At 40.7% G+C, this 19,276-nt stretch carries 15 protein-coding genes and 1 pseudogene; 7 read left to right on the top strand and 9 right to left on the bottom strand.

The window, feature by feature from the left end:
* Nucleotides 1-216: 216 nt before the first annotated feature.
* On the top strand, nucleotides 217-2,286 hold the full coding sequence (locus MSHOH_RS09695; RefSeq protein ID WP_052730800.1) for an amylo-alpha-1,6-glucosidase: 2,070 nt from the start codon (nucleotides 217-219) through the stop codon (nucleotides 2,284-2,286).
* A gap of 537 nt (nucleotides 2,287-2,823) precedes the next feature.
* Here MSHOH_RS09695 and MSHOH_RS09690 read toward each other — a convergent pair.
* The gene (locus MSHOH_RS09690) at nucleotides 2,824-3,387 is read right to left on the bottom strand and encodes a hypothetical protein (RefSeq protein WP_048139236.1); all 564 of its coding nucleotides are present in this window, start codon (nucleotides 3,385-3,387) and stop codon (nucleotides 2,824-2,826) included.
* A gap of 712 nt (nucleotides 3,388-4,099) precedes the next feature.
* Here MSHOH_RS09690 and MSHOH_RS09685 point away from each other — a divergent pair.
* Nucleotides 4,100-4,345, top strand: a complete 246-nt coding sequence (locus MSHOH_RS09685; RefSeq protein WP_048139235.1) for a DUF2769 domain-containing protein — start codon at nucleotides 4,100-4,102, stop codon at nucleotides 4,343-4,345.
* A gap of 129 nt (nucleotides 4,346-4,474) precedes the next feature.
* On the opposite strand, the pseudogene MSHOH_RS23705 reads toward MSHOH_RS09685, so the two are convergent.
* The 5 genes and pseudogenes from MSHOH_RS23705 to MSHOH_RS09660 form a co-directional block, all read right to left on the bottom strand.
* Nucleotides 4,475-5,851: pseudogene (locus MSHOH_RS23705) on the bottom strand (monomethylamine:corrinoid methyltransferase).
* Nucleotides 5,852-5,870: 19 nt separating this feature from the next.
* The gene (locus tag MSHOH_RS09670; protein WP_048143342.1) at nucleotides 5,871-6,524 is read right to left on the bottom strand and encodes a methyltransferase cognate corrinoid protein; all 654 of its coding nucleotides are present in this window, start codon (nucleotides 6,522-6,524) and stop codon (nucleotides 5,871-5,873) included.
* A 327-nt stretch (nucleotides 6,525-6,851) separates the two neighbouring features.
* Nucleotides 6,852-7,142, bottom strand: a complete 291-nt coding sequence (locus MSHOH_RS23700) for a hypothetical protein (protein ID WP_048139232.1) — start codon at nucleotides 7,140-7,142, stop codon at nucleotides 6,852-6,854.
* Between the two features lie 82 nt (nucleotides 7,143-7,224).
* Complete coding sequence (locus MSHOH_RS23695) at nucleotides 7,225-7,359, bottom strand: Rieske (2Fe-2S) protein (protein WP_239451373.1); 135 nt, start codon at nucleotides 7,357-7,359, stop codon at nucleotides 7,225-7,227.
* Between the two features lie 160 nt (nucleotides 7,360-7,519).
* Nucleotides 7,520-8,974, bottom strand: a complete 1,455-nt coding sequence (locus MSHOH_RS09660) for a phytoene desaturase family protein (protein WP_048139230.1) — start codon at nucleotides 8,972-8,974, stop codon at nucleotides 7,520-7,522.
* Nucleotides 8,975-9,460: 486 nt separating this feature from the next.
* On the opposite strand from MSHOH_RS09660, the gene MSHOH_RS09655 reads away from it, so the two are divergent.
* The 3 genes from MSHOH_RS09655 (at nucleotide 9,461) to MSHOH_RS09645 (ending at nucleotide 12,268) form a co-directional block, all read left to right on the top strand.
* Nucleotides 9,461-10,510, top strand: coding sequence for a tetratricopeptide repeat protein (locus MSHOH_RS09655; RefSeq protein ID WP_048139227.1), 1,050 nt, complete (start codon nucleotides 9,461-9,463; stop codon nucleotides 10,508-10,510).
* A gap of 326 nt (nucleotides 10,511-10,836) precedes the next feature.
* Nucleotides 10,837-11,478, top strand: a complete 642-nt coding sequence (locus MSHOH_RS09650) for an HAD family hydrolase (protein ID WP_048139225.1) — start codon at nucleotides 10,837-10,839, stop codon at nucleotides 11,476-11,478.
* A gap of 85 nt (nucleotides 11,479-11,563) precedes the next feature.
* The gene (locus tag MSHOH_RS09645) at nucleotides 11,564-12,268 is read left to right on the top strand and encodes a type 1 glutamine amidotransferase (protein ID WP_048139224.1); all 705 of its coding nucleotides are present in this window, start codon (nucleotides 11,564-11,566) and stop codon (nucleotides 12,266-12,268) included.
* A 61-nt stretch (nucleotides 12,269-12,329) separates the two neighbouring features.
* Here MSHOH_RS09645 and MSHOH_RS24300 read toward each other — a convergent pair whose 3' ends face one another.
* On the bottom strand, nucleotides 12,330-12,476 hold the full coding sequence (locus MSHOH_RS24300) for a hypothetical protein (protein ID WP_162197623.1): 147 nt from the start codon (nucleotides 12,474-12,476) through the stop codon (nucleotides 12,330-12,332).
* 1,662 nt (nucleotides 12,477-14,138) lie between these two features.
* Here MSHOH_RS24300 and MSHOH_RS09635 point away from each other — a divergent pair.
* Both MSHOH_RS09635 and MSHOH_RS09630 read left to right on the top strand, forming a co-directional pair.
* Nucleotides 14,139-14,657: a 4Fe-4S binding protein gene (locus MSHOH_RS09635; RefSeq protein WP_048139221.1), complete on the top strand. Its 519-nt coding sequence runs from the start codon at nucleotides 14,139-14,141 to the stop codon at nucleotides 14,655-14,657.
* Nucleotides 14,654-16,417 carry an aldehyde ferredoxin oxidoreductase family protein gene (locus MSHOH_RS09630; RefSeq protein WP_048139219.1) on the top strand — a complete coding sequence of 588 codons (1,764 nt, stop codon included), beginning with the start codon at nucleotides 14,654-14,656 and terminating at the stop codon, nucleotides 16,415-16,417. Before MSHOH_RS09635 ends, MSHOH_RS09630 begins: the two co-directional genes overlap by 4 nt.
* Nucleotides 16,418-16,474: 57 nt before the next feature.
* Here MSHOH_RS09630 and MSHOH_RS09625 read toward each other — a convergent pair whose 3' ends face one another.
* Nucleotides 16,475-17,203, bottom strand: a complete 729-nt coding sequence (locus MSHOH_RS09625; RefSeq protein ID WP_048139217.1) for a right-handed parallel beta-helix repeat-containing protein — start codon at nucleotides 17,201-17,203, stop codon at nucleotides 16,475-16,477.
* A 365-nt stretch (nucleotides 17,204-17,568) separates the two neighbouring features.
* Nucleotides 17,569-19,122: a dicarboxylate/amino acid:cation symporter gene (locus MSHOH_RS09620; RefSeq protein WP_239451311.1), complete on the bottom strand. Its 1,554-nt coding sequence runs from the start codon at nucleotides 19,120-19,122 to the stop codon at nucleotides 17,569-17,571.
* Between the last annotated feature and the right edge of the window lie 154 nt (nucleotides 19,123-19,276).

Genomic DNA, 19,276 nt, shown 5'->3' with positions numbered 1-19,276 from the left:
ATCGTATGAATCGGAAAGGGTAGCTACTGCCCCTGTATCAAAACAGGCGGTACGGAGTGGGACTGCACGCCTGTTCATTTGCTCGCTTGTGGTTCAAAGAATCTTTGATGCTGGTACAACTCTTTTACCAGAATTCCTCTTTGCTGTTCACCGCATATTCAATATTTATAGAGATCTCATTGTTCATAATGACTAAGGCTGTGAGGGGACAAAACCGTGACTTATCAAACAAAATCTGAAATAAGAATCGTCAACGGAGAAACATTCATCATCTCAGATTCTGTTGGGAATATATATCAGAAGGATACTGGTAACCTTGGTTTCTTCTTCAGGGACACACGATTTTTATCAGAGCTAATTTTGAAAATAAATGACCTGGATTTATCCATACTGAGCGCAAAAGAAGTAAACTATTTCTGGTCAACCCATTATGCTACTCTCCCGTTCGAATCTATATTTGAAGCTCATCCTATTACAATTATTAGAAAACGTGCAGTAGGTAACGGAGCCAGAGAAGAAATCATAATACATAATTATAAAACTGAGCCTGTGGATCTGACTTTATCAATACAGCTTGATGCTGACTTTGTAGATATAATAGAGTTAAAAAGAGCACAGAGTCCTGAAGGAAAACCTGTTATTGAGATTAATTCGGAAAAAAACCAGCATATTTTCGTATATCAGGTTAATGGAATATGCAGGAAGACTGTAATTCAATGTGAGCCAGGTGCAGAAATAGAAAATAAAAAGATAAGTTTTAAAATTAATATTCCTGCAAAAGGTGTATGGAGAACCTGCCTGACAATCCGGCCTGTCTGGGAGGATAAAGTTAAAGAGCCGGAATATTTATGCGAAGACCTTGATAAAAATGAACCCATTATACATAAACCCTTACAGGAGTGGGCAAACCAGGTCCCAAGATTAACCGGACACTGCAGCATTTTATCAAAAACATATGAACGCAGCCTAATGGATTTAGCTGCACTCAGATTTTACCTAGACCCGGAGAATAAACCTGTAATCGCAGCAGGTATGCCATGGTATATGGCTTTATTTGGGCGTGATAGCCTGATTACGTCTTATCAATGCTGCTTTATTGCTCCGGATATCGCGTTTACTACATTAAGGAATTTAGCTAGGCTTCAGGGAAAAGGATATAATGATTTTAGGGATGAAGAACCCGGAAAAATTCTTCATGAACTGAGATTCGGAGAGAAAACGCTACTGGGAGAAAAACCTTATAGCCCATACTTTGGAGCTGCTGATTCCTGCCAGTTATTCCTTATTCTGCTTCATGAGGCTTTTAGGTGGACAGGTAATAAAGAACTAGTTAATGAATTTAAGGAGCCAGCGTTAAAAGCTCTTAACTGGATTGACAATTATGGAGATATGGACGGGGACGGATACATAGAATACCAGAGAAGATCCAAAGAAGGGCTTGATAATCACTGCTGGAAAGATTCGAGTACAAGCATGATCTTCAGTAATGCAAGGCTTGCTGAACCTCCTATAGCTACGGTTGAGTTTCAGGGATATGTTTATGATGCAAAGCTAAGGCTCGCTGAACTAGCAGAAGAAGTCTGGGATGATCCGGCTCTTGCAGAAAAGTTAAGAAATGATGTCAAAAAGTTAAAACGGCGCTTTAATAAAGATTTCTGGATTGAGGATAGAGGAGGATATTTCGCTCTTGGACTGGATAAAAACAAGGAAAAAATCGATTCGATGACGTCGAACATGGGACATCTTCTCTGGAGCGGGATAGTGGATGATGATAAGGCTGAAATTATTGTTAAACAATTGATGAGCAGTCATCTTTACAGTGGCTGGGGAATTCGGACATTATCCATTCAGGATAGAGGATATAACCCTATAGAATATCATAATGGAACTGTATGGCCTCACGATAATAGTTTGATTGCAGAGGGGCTTATAAGGTACGGATATAGAGATGAAGCAAATAGAATAATAGTAAATCTACTGGAAGCATCTAAATATTTCGATAATAGATTTCCCGAAGTATTTGCAGGTTATCAAAGATCCGAAGTTGATTTTCCAGTAAGCTATCCAACCTCATCCTTACCGCAGGCATGGGCTGCCGGTTCAAGCATATTGTTTTTACGACTGATTTTAGGGCTGGAACCTGACCGTAAAAAAGAGAATATAAGAATAAATTCGCATTTGCCTGCAGCAATTGAGGACATTTGTGTAGAAAACATCAGGCTGTTCGATAAAAATTTTTCTGTATTTGTAGGAAAAGGCCGTTCAGAAGTTAGATTATCAGACTGATGGTCAGGATTAAGGAGTTAATCAATGTTTGATTCTATTAACATACTGTTCCTGATGAAAAGAGGGTTATTTAATTCATTGAGGTCTAAGAGTATATTTTTGAGATTTTTTCGATGGTTGTAGAACATCTGACTCAAAATTTTCCATAAGAAACAAAGGGGTTGGAATAGAGATGATGGTAATACCTAATCAGCTATCCGGTAAAAAATACCTGATCAGTTATCCAGTAAAAAATTTGCGATTCTGTTAACCCTTTTCAGGATTGAGGTTCTCTTGGAAGCGCTAAAACAATTGTATGAGTTTTATACTCTTTTCATACTCTTTTCAGAGACTATAGTTAAAATTTTTAGTTTTTTGTTAAAAGCTGTGGACTTAACCTTGCGGGATCGCTTAACAGGTAGAAACAAACTCAGTTCCTCAAAAAAATATCTTCCGGTAAAATGAACGGCCAGGAATTATAAAGACAAAAAATAGAAGATTCGGGATTTGTCACGAAAAAATATAATATTTCGCAGGTCCCCTTTTAGCTGTTAAATTTTAAATGTGGTCATAAACCGTAACCATCGCCTTTGTTATTTTGTACATGTCTTCAAGTATAGGTGTAGTAGCTTCAGGCTGCCCGAGGGTTGCATTTGCAGCATCCAGCATGTCCTGAGGATATACCAGGCTTGCGTTCAGGTCCGCAATAGCATCATCAAAGGTGTGCATAGTGGCATTCGCTTTAGTCATGTTAGTGGGATCATCCACGAAAATAACTGCTGAATCCACAGCATCTATACCTGTAGCCGTTCCCTCTATTGTGGACTGCAGGAAAGGATATTCCTCGGAGTGCTCATTGAGAGTTTCATTCATAAGATTCAGGTTGAGGTGAAGCAGGCGAAGCATGGATGCAAGAAATTTGAAGCCAAGCCCCAGCTCAGTTTCAATAACCTCGGTTTCATTATACGAAGTCGTCGAATATTCTGTGAAATTTATTTCTCCGGTCTCATTTGCAAGAATTATGCTATCTCCAGTAGCTGTTTCGGCTGAAGCCGGAAACACGGCCAGAGTGATGAAGAGTCCTGCGGCTATCCACAGGTAAAAAACCTTATCTCTGTTCATAACAATCTACCCCACTGTCGTTTGTCAGAACTTGTAGAAACTATCTATAGGAATTTTTTATCGAATCTTAACAATACTTGAAGGAACTTTACATAAGTTGACGGAACTTAACCTACTTTCTTCCCTATTAAAAAATAAACCAAGCTGCCTATAAAAACGTAAGGATTTATATAAAATAATCTATAGAGTATAAAATACGGAAAAGGATAATACAGATTGGAGTTCATACAGATTTTTTGTATAAGATAAATCTAATCAACTATTATACTGAAAGTTTAGAAAATAAAGTATCAAGTTATACTGTAAGAGATAAAAAGAGATAAAAAAAACTCGTATCTCACTCAAAAACTTTTTATATTTGCAAACTATGTAAATATAATTTCAGAATTATTTTAGCAAACCTTTAACAATCTAAATCAAGCTTTAAACTCTTCTTTTCAACTACCTTCCTAAAATACGCTATCAATGGGTCTCTCGGGCGTCTCAATTCCTGAACAATAATCAGAAATTAAAGCACTTTACACCACTGACTTTTGCTTTCTGAAGTGCCCGAAGTTCCGAATTCTCTTCTTCCTGAGAGAAGTGAAAAGAATTGAAAGCCATGGCTAGAAGAAAAAGAAAGTCTGTGGTTTCTCAAATGACAGATTTTTTAAAAGATAAAGGCTAATATTATTTCTGGGTAAAACGAGCTCATGGAACAGAGGGAAATTATATGGAGGGAACTACGCATACTTTGCCGATTACAAAGCAGGAAGAAATTGTCACACAGATGTGTATCTGCCCTGACTGTCCTTCGTGGATTGAAGGCGGAGAAAGAGGTGGATTTTGCTTTGAAACGATACCAAAAAGCAGATACATAAGCGAAGAAAAAGGATGCATATGTTCGAGCTGTCCTGTTGCAAACAGAGTTGGGTTTAGTGATTCGTATTACTGTACCAGGGAACCAGAAGAAAAATAATCAGTAACTTTGTTCTAATCCCTGAACAGCTACTATCGAAAAGCGAAAAAATTACACAGAGAGATTATTCTCAGAGAAATGACTGATCCGGGATTGAAAGCCCGAATCAGTTGATTTCTAATTTTCGGTTTAGAATACAAGTCCAAGGTCTTCGAGCTTCTTTCTTGCTCCGTCATAGACCTGCATGTATTCGTCAGTTGGGGTAATTGTCTTTACGTCGTAGCATTCCTGGAAAGTCTTTCCTGCCGGTGCACTTGCATAGTTCTTCTCATAGAGTGCAACAAGCTTGTCGAGGATTCTGTTAATCTCCGAGATTTCGACACCTGCAGTTGCTCTTGCTACTTCTCCCATCATTCTGGCTTCCATACCTGTTGTCTTGTCAGTTACGACACCCTTTGCAGAAGCAACACCAGAGAGAATTTCTCTTCCTGATGCCGTGTCAGTTATGGACTGGGCTGAGGCTTCGAGGAGACACATCTCGGTACATGGTCCTGCACATGGGTAGTACTGGTTTCCTGAGAGCATGTCAGTAAATTCTGAGATTGTTGCACATGCCCAGCCTGCAATGGTAAGGGTTTCCCTTGTGTTGGTTGAACCCCAGCGGATGTGAACAGGACCGTCAAGGTGCCAGCTTGCGTTGCTCATAACAAAGGCATTGATGTGGGTTGCAACATCAACAATTGTTGTTTCTTCAATGCCGCCTGCGTAACCTCCGAAGATCGGCATCTGTTCATCCATAATGATGTCGCTGTTTGCGTTATAATGGGCAATTACTGCAATTGCGTCAAGGTCGATCTTGAGCTCGTTGAGTTGAGAGACCTCGTGGCTGTCCGTGCAGGTCATCCCGCCAGCACAGTCGGCGGAGATGTTTCCCTGAGCGGACAGGGAGGTCTCTGGGCCCTAGACAGCCATGCCAGGCCTTCCAGCCATGGCGCATGCCTGTTTTATAAGGCGGGTTTCGGTCTTTGCGGCAAGAACCTCGTACGGGCTTTTTGGGACAGGAGGTTTCCCGCGGACTGAAGTCATGACACCATTGACGATGGTATCCACTTCTTTCTCAAGAGCATAGCTCATGTGAACAGGCATGAAGACATCCTCTGAGATTGGAGAACCTGTAGGACCACCCTGCACAATTGGCTTCCTCTTGTCGCCTACGCTTCTCTTCCTTACGTTTACTGCGTCCCTGCCTGTACCGAGGGTGAATTCCTTCTGCACGTTGTTGATTGCATCCCAGATTTCATCTTCAGTGTACTTTACTATCCTGTGGGTGTCAGTACAGTAAATACCGCACTCAAGGAGCATTTCAAATCCTGCCTGGAAGAGTTTCTCCATCATGTCTTTGTCTGTTGGGACAAACTCTCCTTTGAAGTCAAGCCCGTACTTCTGCTTGAGCTCCATTGCCTTCATTGGGATTCTCATAAGGTCCCAGTCATCCTGGGTGCACTTCTCTCCTACTTTTGCCCTGTCGTAGAAGTCATAGCAGTCAAATGATTTTCTGAATGTCATGTGCTTTTGCCTCCCAGGGTTATTTCATGATATTGAGTGCAACTTTTGCAGCTTCTGCAGCGTTTTCTGCGGTTGCGTCAGCACCGATCTCATCAATCCATTTGCCGGATACCGGAGCTCCTCCGAACATGCATTTTACGCTATCCCTGAGGTTTTCTTCCCTGAGCCTGTCCATGAGGTCTTTCTGGCCGAGCATGGAGGTGGTCATAAGGGCTGACCCAACAAGTAAGACCTTTTCTCCTTTGTGCTTTGCAGCCTCTTCCACAACTGTCTCATTAAGGACGTCTACTCCGAGGTCAAAAATGTCAAACCCATTTGCTCCGAGCATGGTTGTTACAAGACGGTGTCCTATGTCGTGGATGTCCCCTTCTGCAACAAAGGTGATTGCAAGCCCGGTTTCTTCTCCCTCTTTTTTATTTTTCTCCAGTTCGGGAGTAAGGATTTCCATTGCACTGCTCATGGCTTTTCCGGACATCATAATCTGTGGCAGAAAGATCTCTGCGGCTTCGAACTTATCCCCAATGATCTTCATCCCTGGGGAAAGGCCCTTTGTGATAATGTCAAGAGGTGGAATTCCTGCATCCAGGGCTTCCTGGGCTAACTGTGCGGATCCTGCGATGTTCTGAGTTACAATCGCGTTGGTTAACTTGCTAAATATTTCGCTATCTGTCATCCCATCATCACTTCTTTCTGTTTTATAGTTCTTGCCCGTACAGAGGATCAACTCTATTTGCCGGACAACGGAATCTCCTTACCTATTAAATCTATATATAGATTTCCATCGGATTTGATTAGTATATATACTTTATCCTGGAAAAAGGCAAAAAAAGGATCTAATTATAAATAATATTTGGTAGAAATATAAAATAAAGACAGAATAAATCATGTAAAAAAATAATATTTATAAAAAACTGAAAAGCTGTCAGTAGAAAAGCTGTCAGTAGAAAAGCTGTCAGTAGGCAGCGCAAAATGTGGTAACCAGGCTTTACGATAGATGGGCTTATCTGAAATAGACAAGAAACATGACAAAAGATGCAATATTCAGCAGAAAGCCAAATACGCTTGCCGTAAGCCCTACTTTTGCAGTTGCATCCGGGCTCTTTTTGAGACGGGATCTGGCAAGGACAATACCTGCAAAAGCAAAGGGTATTGCAAAAGATGTAAAAAACAGGCTACCTATTCCAAACCAGAAAGAAAGAGAAAGGAATATACTGATTAGCCCGAAAATGAGGCTTAAGATTCCCTTAAATTCAGAATTTCCGTTAATTTTTGTCTCCTCCTGTGAAACCATAATATTCTAATCAACAGACCTTCAATTTATATTTTGAGGCAGATATCTATACTCAGGACAACTTTCAATTATTCTTCCACCCTCAGATTTCGATATACCTCCTCAATTTAAGGGAATCATTCAGGCACTCTCCTGTCCTGATATCGAATCTTCTGCCATGACACGGGCATATTAGCATAAATTCTTCAAGCCTGCCCTTATCCAGAGGGCATTCCACCGTAATCAAAGACCCAAAGTATAAGATTATGTCTATTCAGGGTTCATTCTTGATTTGGAAGTTCTTTTCAAAAGGAAAATAAAAAAGGAAAGTAAAAGGAGAATAAAAAAATAAAAAAGGAAATAGAAAGGAAGTTCGATTTTTTTCTGGAATATACAATTTAATGGAGGTTTCCATCCTCGTTAAGGATTTTTAAAAGCTCGATTATCGAGTATGATGCCCTGGTAATTCCCATGCTGCGTTTATCAGTATCCGTGCCTGCAATGTAGAGGTTTTTGACCGGAGTCCGGATATCCGCAAATTTTCCGTTAATTGTGACTGCGGCTTTTTCAGGTATCATGATCTGCTCGTGCTGCACATCGATGTATTTTTCTATATTCGGAAGGGCACGGAAAATGGTGTTATAGGCTTTTTTAAGCTCATGCTCTTCGGTCTGGTCCGAGTCTATCACGAAGGAAAAGCCAACAAGCTGCCTGTCCTTTGGAGCAAGAGAAGGATCATAATTACTTATTGGCATTGCCCAGTAGGCAAAGTCTTTAAACCATATCTCAGAGCCTGTGTAGTTGAACTCGGGAAGCTCTTCTTTCAGCCCGAGCCAGATTGTCAGGCTTTTACTGTGCACAATCCCTTTGAGTTCTTCTTTGTAAGCCTGCGGCAGGTCTTTAATGAGCTTCGGAAGCTCGGTTGCAAAGCCTGTATAGATAACAAGTTCAGCCAGATAGATCTCGTCTGCTTCCACACCAGAAACCTTCTCATCCTGCACCAGGATGCTTTTTACCTCACACTCTGTTTTAATTTCCACCGTGTCAGGGAAGGAATAAATGATCGCATTCAGCAGGGCTTTTAACCCTTTTCTCGGGTATCCCTGAGAATAGTTTACCTTGTTTGTAGCAAGCCTCTCAAGAGATGTGAATGGCTGGGCTACTTTATCCATACGGGCCTGAAGGGAAGCATGAAGATGGTAAGGAAGTATCGACGAGAGGATAGACTCAGTGGACTGGCGTTTTTTAGGCTCGAACTTTCCAATCATGGCGTCAAACTGCTCCTGCGTAATACTGTCCCTGACAAAACTGCTTCCAGAGAGAATACGTTGAGCAGAGGTTTCTTTCATTGACTTTCCCGAAAGAAAACCCGAGATAGTGTCCACAAAGTCATAGGTATCTTTGCAAAGGTTCTTAGGAAGGAAATCATAAACCGACTGGTCCGAGAGATCTATTCCGAAAGATGAAAGAGTAAGTGCTTTCGTCAGGGTCTGTGAAAGGATAAGCCTGTCCTTCCTCGGGAGCACATCAAAAGTCACAAAGTCCTTCAGGTTCGAAGGAACCTTGATTAAAGCATTTTCAGTTCTTACATAGTAGTGCCCGTAGTCCTCAAACACAGGCAAAAAATCAAAGTAATTATCCATCAACCTCGGGAGAGGCCCCTCGATAAGATGGGTTATCGCATGTGCTCCTGTGTCCACCTGATACCCGTCTACCATGTAGCTGTTGCAGTTTCCCCCAAGATACCGTCCCTTTTCAAGAACAAGGACATGCTTTCCATGTTTGGAAAGCGTCAGCGCAGCCAGAAGCCCGCTTACGCCAGCCCCGACAACAATTACATCATATTTCTTCATTCCCTAAACTACCTCTATTTTTTCCAGTGAATCAAGTTCTCGGTTAATGCATTTAATGCACCATATTATCTTAACTCACAACAGAGTTTCATATACACCGAACATGTTTTAACAAAAATTATGTTCGAAATCTTAATGAAGTATTTTAAACACGGGATATGTTTGGAATTATTTTATATGTAATTTATGATCTAAAGAAGTTAACTTAATTTCTCCTTTCTATTTGTAGAGTAGTATAGAGAAAAAAATAGTATTTATAATTAATAGCCTGAATACTGAAAATTTCCTTTTATTTCAAGAATACACACTTCTTCCAGGATCTGCTTTTAAAAAGTATATTTTAGTATTTTGTTGTAAATATATTGTTTTGGGCGAGTACTGGTTAAAAGGAAACTATCTGGATTTAAATCAATGACTCAGGGTTTTATAAAATCTCCTAAATAGAAAATTGGTTTCTGATACGTGTTTTAGTGAGGTTCTGGTATTATGACTGAGAAAGAAGAAGAATACGAGCTTGAACAAGTAAAAAAAAGCTCATATAAAGAAGAATCTACTGGCTCAGGAATAAATAAACAAAGGGAAGACTACCTGGATATAATTAATATTATTGAGTCTTTAATGCATGATGAGCACTTTCCATTAAAAAACGAGAGCACTCTAACCATCAAAAAAATATTATCTTTCCTTAATAAAGAGATACATGATGATAGAAATTTTACTGAAGCGTGGTTGATTAAAGGTACAGTTCTCTACAAAACCGGTAAATATAATGGTGCAATAGATGCCTTTGATGGCGCTCTGGAAACTATGCCAAAAGAAATCTCTGAAGAAAAAATGGATATATGGAAAAAAATCAATGGTATTAACTATAGATATGCTTTGAAATTCAAGGCATTTGCTCTTTGTAAACTTGGAAGATACAGGGAGGCACTGAATGCACTTGATGAGATCTCAGCCATCTATCCAATAGATCCTGAAATAGAGTCACATAAGACTATGCTTCATACTCTTGAAAAACAGAGGCTGACCAGAGGAAAGAGTAATACTCCTGATTACTACCCGAAAAATTCTAGTACACAGGAGAGTAGAGGGATATCTTCTTCCGAGCTGGAGAAGTACGAGGAAGCATTAAAGGAATTCGACAAGGATCTTGAGAGTAATCCGAAAGACGCAGAGATCTGGAGAAATAAAGGTTTTGTCCTTTATGTGCTTGGCAGATATGAGGAAGCGCTGGAAGCATTTAATAACTCCCTGGAGATTGATCCAAAGAATGCATATGCCTGGGGTTTCAAAGGTTCTACTCTTTATATGCTTGGCAGACCAGAAGAAGCCCTGAAATCGCTGGATAAAGCACTGCAAAAAAATCCAAACATATTTGAAGCCTGGTTCAATAGAGGATCTATTCTCTTTGAACTCGAAAGATATAAGCAGGCACTATTAGCGGTAGAGAATGCTTTAAGAATTAACGATAAGGATGTAAATGCCTTAAATCTCAAAAACACTATCCTGTATAAACTCAAACTGGATGAAGAATAAATAAACATTAAACATAACTTACTTAATATCCGAGATATATAAGAACTGGACTATAAGAACTGGACTATAAAGATAATTAAATTCTGAATCTTTAAGGTCATGTCTCTAAAAATATGAAATCAGAGGTTGTTACAGTTATTGTACACTAATTTGACGAAATAGCAAAACTAAACTACATCTCAGTTAAAGCATGGACAATTGGGATCTTTTTTTATAAGCTTAATATATGCGCAAAAAATCATTAAATTCCTTTGATTAAACATATAGAATAATATAAAATATACGAGGACTCTTCTAAGAACCGTTGAAGTAACAGAGGTGAGAAGTTGAAGTACAATACCATTATTTTTGATTTTGATTACACACTGGCAGACTCGACCTGTGGTATTGTATCAAGTTTTAACCACGCATTTAGCAGGATGGAAATTCCCGGATATGACAGTGAAAGCATAAAAAGAACTGTCGGATTATCTCTGGACGAAGCATTCATGCAGCTGACAGGCAATAAAGATGAAGCCAGAATAAAACGTTTTAAAAACTTATTCAGGGAAAAAGCCAATGAGGTCATGTCAAAGAACACCGTGCTCTTTGAGGACACGGTAAGTACACTGCAGCGGTTAAAGTGTGATGGAATTAACACGGGAATCGTGACCACAAAATATCATTACAGGATAGTTGAGACATTGAACACGCACGGCATTTCAGACTTAGTAGATGTTATTGTGGGGGGAGAAGATGTTAAAATGCCAAAGCCGTCTCCTGAAGGGTTGTTACTTGCAATTGACAGCCTTAAAGCACAGGTGAGTGATGTACTGTATATCGGAGATAGTCTCGTAGACGCTCAAACGGCTTTAGCTGCAAATGTTGATTTTGCGGCAGTGACAACAGGAACAACAAAAGAAAATGAGTTTTCACAATATCCCTGTGTGAAAATATTAGAGAATTTATCAGAGCTTTTTAATCAGTAAAAGATCCCTTTAATCAGATCATTTTAATCTCGAAAATTATATAATTTCTTTAAGTAGAAAATAAACTAAACACAGGAAACTAAACATGAAAATTCACTGCATCCAGCACGTCAAATTTGAAGCCCCCGGAACCATTACCAAATGGATAGAAAAGAAAAATCATACTCTCTCAACCACTCACCTGTACGACAGCGAAGGTTTTCCGGAAATCGACGCCTTTGACCTTCTTATAGTTATGGGCGGACCCATGAACATTTATGAGTATGAAAAATATCCCTGGTTGAGAGAAGAAAAAGCCTTTCTCAAAAAATCCATTGAAAAAGGTAAAGCAGTCCTCGGAATTTGTCTTGGAGCCCAGCTACTTGCTGATGTCCTGAAAGCGGAGGTATTTAAGAATTATTATAAGGAGATAGGATGGTTTCCGGTCTCTGTGGTCAAAGAAGAGGAATCCGAAGTCTCTATCCTCGAAGGCATGCCTGGCGAGTTTACTGCATTTCACTGGCACGGAGATACCTTCAGTCTGCCTGCAGGAGCAGGTCGACTCTTTGAAAGCAAAGCCTGCAAAAATCAGGGATTCGTTTATAAAAACAGGGTAATAGGGTTGCAGTTTCACCTGGAAATGAGCGAACAGACAATAAGAAATGTGATAGGCAACTGCAGGGATGAACTTGTAGAAGGAAAATATATCCAGAAAGAAGAAGAAATGCTGGACAGAAAAGACTTTTTTATAGAATCCAGAAAATTAATGTTCACGCTAATGGACAATCTTGAAAAGATAATTATGCCCTGAATAAATCAAAAAGATAGTTAAAAATTAATCCTTATAGCCTGGATCGCAAAAATAATGACCGTCATATATACGCAGTATAACCCAGGTTGTTGGGATTAAGGTCTTTCTGCTGCTTAACGGCACATTCGACACACAATTTTTGTCCTTTGATGGTGATAAAGCTTTCAACATCTTTTCCGCAGTTTTCGCATCTGGTTATCTGTTTCACCCCAGGTAATGAATGTAGCTGATTGATTCACACATTTAAAGAGCCCTCAAGATAATTAATTTCCAGGAAAGGAATACTTTACTAGAAAAAACAATTTCGCATAGAAGAAAATTATTGAATTGAATATGTTGAGACGAATATTCTGAGACTTGCTGATTTATCAGACTAAAGAGACTTTGAATATCTTTTCGTGTTTTGATCGGAACTTTCATAGACTACGCTATTCTGAAATGTCCGATTCATAAAAGAAATCGATCCGATTCTAAAAGCTCCTTCTTTTCAACCACTTCTTCAGCAGAAGCTTTTCAAGAACTCGATCCACAGGGAAAGTTAAAACATAAATTCATATACAGGCCCAAAAAACATCAGACCATTTCGTTTCTTATTGCCGGTTTTCAGGGCAGGCCGAAAACCGTAGCAAAAACACCCGCGGGATTTAGTGTTATAACAACAAAAGGGCGATAATCAAAACAAAGGTAAACAACACACCGTATGTGCCAACTATCACATTATTCTGCTGCATGGGAACCTTCCTGTAAAGATTTGTCAAATATCTCCGATAACCAATTTGTAATTATAAAAAACGAAATCTACAGTATTATTTATGTAAAATAAGGATAAAAAGCTTTCTATTCTTACTCAATGGCAAATTTTTTTGTACAGTTCACTAATTTAAAAGAGTAAGGAAACGGTTTTTTTTTAGCTTTTAGAGCCTGAACTATTTTTATCTGAAAATGTTATATCCAGAAAAGTGATCCTGAAACATGCAGTTCTTAAAAACGATGACTCGGAAAAATTCTGTTCGAAAATAGTACCCTGAAATCAAGGAAAAAATGAAATCCTTTTTCGTCTCCTCGTCTCTCAGGGCATCTCCACGATTACTCTTTTGCAGGTTCACACTTCCCTGCATACTTCCTGTCTTTGCACCTTCCTCCAGCCTCTTAAAACCCTTTTTTGCAGCAACATCTTCTTCTCGGGGCTTCTTTTCAGGGCGTGGAATAAAGTGAATGATGAGTTATGTTCCGCTATTTTAAGCCATGGCCATTTTTCTACAACGTCCTCTGCCGGGCCGGCCAAACTGGAACGATTATCAACCTGTAGACCTGTCAGGAAAAGTTCAGGGAACTTTGGACTTCCTGAGATCCAGGATGAACTTCAGGTAACTGATGGAACCATATAGAAAATATCCGGTTCCATGTTTACGACGGTTTGTTTGTATCTGAACTATCCTTACCCAAAAGGGTTTTGAGGTCAGATCAAGTACAGACTGACTAGCGCTAACAAAATAAACAATACGCCGAAAGTGCCAATTATCACCTTGTTTTGTTGCATCATTTTATTGTGCTGTATAATTTCATCTTGCTGCATACGAATCTTCCAGACCAAATATCTCCGATAACTATTTTTTCGGCGATTCGACAAACCGGAATCCGCTATCCTATTTATGTGATCAGACAATAAAGACCTTTCTATTTGTATTCGTGGAATGGTTTCTTATAACACTGCCTTAATATATTACATAGAAAATTTTACACACAGGAAATCCTTGCCGTTTTTAAAATCTTAATAAATTCGGTGCTCGAATGCTGTGGCATTTCAATGCCACATTATATAAACTGAGGGAACTATTTTTTATAAAAGGGACTCCAGAGTGGGAAAGCAATGGCAAAAAGGTTAAAAGTCGCAAACCCGGCACGTTGCATAGGCTGTTACTCCTGCATGATGGCCTGCGCAAGGACGTGGTACGACACCATATCTCTGAAAAACAGCCGAATTGACATCCAGACAAAGGGCGGAATCGAAACTCCTTATGTTCAAATTGTCTGTCATGCGTGTGTAGACCCTCCTTGCATGAGAGCCTGCCCTCTTGGCGCATTGACAAAACGGAAAGGGGGAGGAGTCGATCTTAACAAAGAAATCTGCGATGGTTGCGGAAACTGTATGGAAGCCTGCATAATGGGGGCTATCCATCTGGATGCGGAGAAAAAAGCGGTTATTTGCAAACACTGCGGAGTCTGCCCGAAATTCTGCCCCCATGATGTACTGGAAATGATTGAAGTCGAAGATAGCGGAGAAATAATAGTAACCGATACAGGCCCGGTCGAAGATACAAGTCCGGTTAGCCCTACTGCATCCCATAAGGAACTTTACGGGGAAAAGGAATCCGGGGAGGAAAAATGACAACAGAACAATATGCTATTCCAGGTCTTACAAATGTACTTTATATTGACCTGACCAGCCAGAGTTATCATATTGAAGAAAGGCCGGATCTTTATGAAAAGTATCTTGGAGGTATAGGGGTTGCCACAAACCTCATGCTTGAAGAATATAAAGAGGGAACAGGACCTCTAGATCCTGAAATGCCAATAATTCTCAGTACGGGACCTCTATCAGGTGTATATCCAACCTGCACCAAAACCGTTGCATTATTCCGTTCTCCTCTTAACGGAGAATTGGGCGAATCCTACGCAGGCGGCCACCTTGCTATGTCCATGCGTTATTCGGGATACGAAACAATTGTTATCAAAGGGGCTTCCAGATACCCTGTTTATGTGGCAGTTCACGATGATAAGGTTACTTTCAGGGACGCATCTTCCATATGGCACCTATCTTCAGCAATTGATGTGGGGAAAATTCTCCGCGAAGTGGAGCCCGGAGCCGGCAGGCGCAGTATTATCCGGATAGGGCCTGCTGGGGAAAAAGGGATCACGTATGCAAGTGTTAATGTTGATACCTACCGCCACTTCGGGCGCCTCGGAATAGGGACCGTTTTTGGAGCAAAAAAACTTAAAGCACTTCTTATTTCCGGAAACAGGGAGATAAAAAGCCCTGAACACAAGGCCTACAGAAAGACTGTAAGCATGCTTTATGATACAATTGTGAAAACAGGACTTACCGAGAAGTACCATAACTTGGGCACAAGTGAAAATATCCTGGTCTTAAACGAACTCAAAGGCCTTCCTACCCGAAACCTGCAGGAAGCTTCTTTCGAAGGAGCCGAAACGATATCGGGAGAGATTTTTGCGGATAAATACCTTATCCGGCGGGTTTCCTGTGCAGGCTGCCCCATAGGCTGCGTTCACATAGCTATGCTAAAGCGCCAGTTCTCAAAAGCTCATGAGTACGAAACCCTGAATATCTCCTATGATTTTGAACTGATCTATGCTCTTGGTTCGAACCTTGGAGTGGCGGACCCTGAAGCCGTGCTCGAACTTATTGATGCCTGCGAAAAAGCCGGGGTCGATATAATCAGTATGGGAGTGGTGCTTGCCTGGGCTACGGAGATGCAGCAGCGAGGAAAAATCTCCACCGAAGAGACCATGGGGCTTAAACTGTCCTGGGGAGATAAAGCCGCTTACCTCAGGGCAATAGAGCTTGTAGTCCAGGCTCCTAATGAATTCTATAAAGCCCTTGGAAAAGGTGTGGACTATGCCTCAAAGAAATATGGGGGGGAAGATTTTGCCATCCGGCTGGGTGGGCTGGAGATTCCAGGATACCACACAGGGCTTGGAAACGTGCTTGGGCTTTCTGTTGGAGCCCGGCATTCTCACCTGGATAACGCAGGCTATGCAGCAGACCAGGCTGCTTTCAACCGTCCGCTTTCCGACGAGCAAATAGTTGAATATGTAATCGATGAAGAGGACCGCAGAAATATCCTGAATTGCATGGTTTCCTGCCTTTTTGCCAGAAATGTTTACACATACGAAAACATAATCCTGGCCCTTAAGTCTATAGGGATAGAAAGAACCGAAGAGGAATTAAAAGAACTGGGAAAGGACATTTTCAGGAAAAAATACGAACTGAAAAAGAAATTCGGTTTTAAGTTTGAAAACCTTACCCTCCCGAAAAGGTTTTTTGAAACAGCCTCTACTACAGGGAAGCTTGAAGAAGAAAGAGTCAGAAAAGCGATCGAAATGTACAGAGAAAAAAGAGGTGTTTGAAAATCCCTTGAAGCTGTTACAGCCCGGGGGATCTCAAAGAGATGTAAGATCGTATAATTAAAAAATTTTGAAGTTATGTTTGTTGCCGTATATCCGATTGTTCGAGAGCGTATTATCGGCACACATTTCCTGATAGAAACCCTTATGGTTATCCACAATGTTGTTTTCACCGAGCAGGTTGTTCTTTGAATTCAGCAGACAAATGCCCTGAGAATTGCCGGTTATTTCATTCCGAAGTAACCGGTTTTCATCCGACCCGCTAAGAGAAATCCCGCAAGCCTGCGTGAAACGCACGGTGTTGTCTTCGACGGTATTGGAGTTTGCTTTCATAAGCACTATCCCGTTTATGGTTCCCTCGATGATATTATTGCTAACTATGTTTCCGGTTACCCTGTTAAGGTAAATCCCTACATCACAGCTGGTGCCAGTAAGAGTAAAACCGCTGATTTCAACTGAATCTGCAGTCACCAGGAAAATTTCCTCAGATCCCGGGATTCCCTGTATGATTACCTGGCTGGGAGAGGTTTCAGGATCGGCTATTATTTTCAGGCTCTTTTCCACAACAATCTTCTCTGCATACGTCCCCGGGTGTATGAGGATCGTATCGCCTGGATGTGCTTCATCAACCGCAACACTGATAGAGGTAAAATCTGCGTTTGGAAAATCAGCCATATCATCATCCACATTCCAGACATGAGGGGATTGAGGTTCTGCCGAACCTGTAAAAAATGTTGCGAGACAGAGCAAAGCTGCCGCTAAGAGTAAAAGGTTTCTTCCTTTTTTCAATGAACATCACCACATCTACCACTTAAGCACCTTTCTTAGCCCATAAGTAAGGTGCCGTAAACAGAGCATTTGACAAATTATAATTTTAAATGATGACAAATTGCCCGGAGAAATATAGAATATTAACGAATAAAAAGATTTTTATTAATGTGAGAAAATATTTTTTATAAGTGTATGAATCTGAGAATTCGTTTAAAACCTGCAGTCGCAGCCAGTCATTAACCCTGACTCCTGAGAGTTCATTGAACACAGCAATCCAGGACTTCATTTTAAATTAATTTAAGATTTTGCCAAAATAAATTAGAATAAGTCAGAAAAAATTTTACTTGAGGAGTAAATATTTCGATGATTAGATGTCTCAAGAATCAAACACTCGAACTTTCAGAAGCTGTAAGATCAGTGTTTGTTTTAACTTTATCATCAATTTTCTCTTCAGATGCTTTAGTTTCGACATTGGCTATTTCATTGACATTTTCTTTAACTTCTCCTCCGACCCAGCGGTCCATAACCTTGCAGGTCACAAGGTCTCCTGCCACATTTACTGCAGTCCTGCTCATGTCAAGAATTCTGTCAACACCCATTATGAGAGCTATCCCGCTTGTAGGAATCCCCACGCTGCTAAGAATCATGGCAAGGACAACAATTCCTACTCCCGGAATCGAAGGCGTTCCAATGGATGCTGCAACAGCCATGACCATAACTACAAGGAGCTGGAAAGGCCCTAGGTCTATCCCGAAAACTTCAGCCAGGAAGATTGTAGCCACGCCCTGATAAAGCGCAGTTCCGTTCATGTTTACGGTGGCTCCCAGAGGGACTACGAACTGTGAAATCGAAGGCCTGACCCCTAACCTTTCTTCTGCGGTTTTGATGGATAAGGGCATGACTGCAGCCGAGCTGGAAGTGGAAAAAGCAAGTAGCATAACATCCCGGATAGCATTCAAAAACTCAAATGGGTTGTACCTTGCAACAACGGAGACAATAAAGAGATTGAGGCACATAAGGAGCAACAGGCTTGCAAGTACCGTACCCACGTATACTGCCATTCCGAGGAGGGCTTCGATACCCAGTTTGATGGTAAACTTGGTAAGTAGCCCGAAGACTGCAATAGGGGCAAGACTCATACTCCACTTGACCACAGTCATACAGACAGCCTGAACAGAATTAAGGAAGCTGACCATTGGGGTTGACTGATCCTTATTCAGAGACACGAGAGCAACACCTATAATTATTGCAATAATCACAACCTGCAGCATTTCCCCACTAACCAGAGCCCCTAGAGGATTAGAAGGGAAGAGCCCTCCGATAAGTGATGCGGGAAGAGTCAGGATCGAAGTATCGAAACTCAAATCAATTGATCCTGCCTGAACCTCACTTCCCATTGCACTCTCAATAAGATCTCCACTTATGAACTGTCCGGGGCGAATATAAAGTGCCATTCCTAGACCAATAGCAGTTGCAATTGCAGTCGTTATTACAAAATAAATGGCTGTTGAGACCCCTGTCTTTTTCAGGGCGCTCATGCTCTGGCTTGAAGCTACCCCTAAAATTATGGAGGCAAAAACAAGCGGAACTACGATCATCTTCAAAAGACCGAGAAAAATATAACCAGGAAGAGCAATCCATTCGCCTATAATTTCTGCATAAACGGGATCGACATACCCTCCAAAAGGTCCGAGAAAAAGTCCCAGAAATACGCCGAGCCCCATGCCTATGAGGATCTTCAGCCAGAGTTTCTTTTCAAGCAAATCACGGAGCTGATTGCTAAGGCTTTTCAGGGAGTTATTGCGCCTGAAATCCAGAGGGTAATAAATACGCATAATTCCGCCAGTTATTTCATTGCGAAGCATCCTGGTTTCCTCTGCGATTTCCTGAGCGAACTCCCTCGGGTTCGGGATATAACGGTTGTCCTTATCTTTCATGGGGGATCACAGTAAAAATCGTTAGGAGATTCAAAAGTTTGAGTCTTTTTTTCAGGAATTTGGTTTAATTGAACATCCGGTTCAATTGTATATTTCATTCAATTGTATATTACTTTCACATTAAATTATATAAAAGCTTAGAAAAATACGTAAT

It is taken from the genome of Methanosarcina horonobensis HB-1 = JCM 15518 (genome assembly GCF_000970285.1).
In the GTDB taxonomy this organism is placed as follows: domain Archaea; phylum Halobacteriota; class Methanosarcinia; order Methanosarcinales; family Methanosarcinaceae; genus Methanosarcina; species Methanosarcina horonobensis.
Note: the sequence above shows the minus strand (reverse complement) of the source record. Positions and strands in the feature narration are given on the sequence as shown.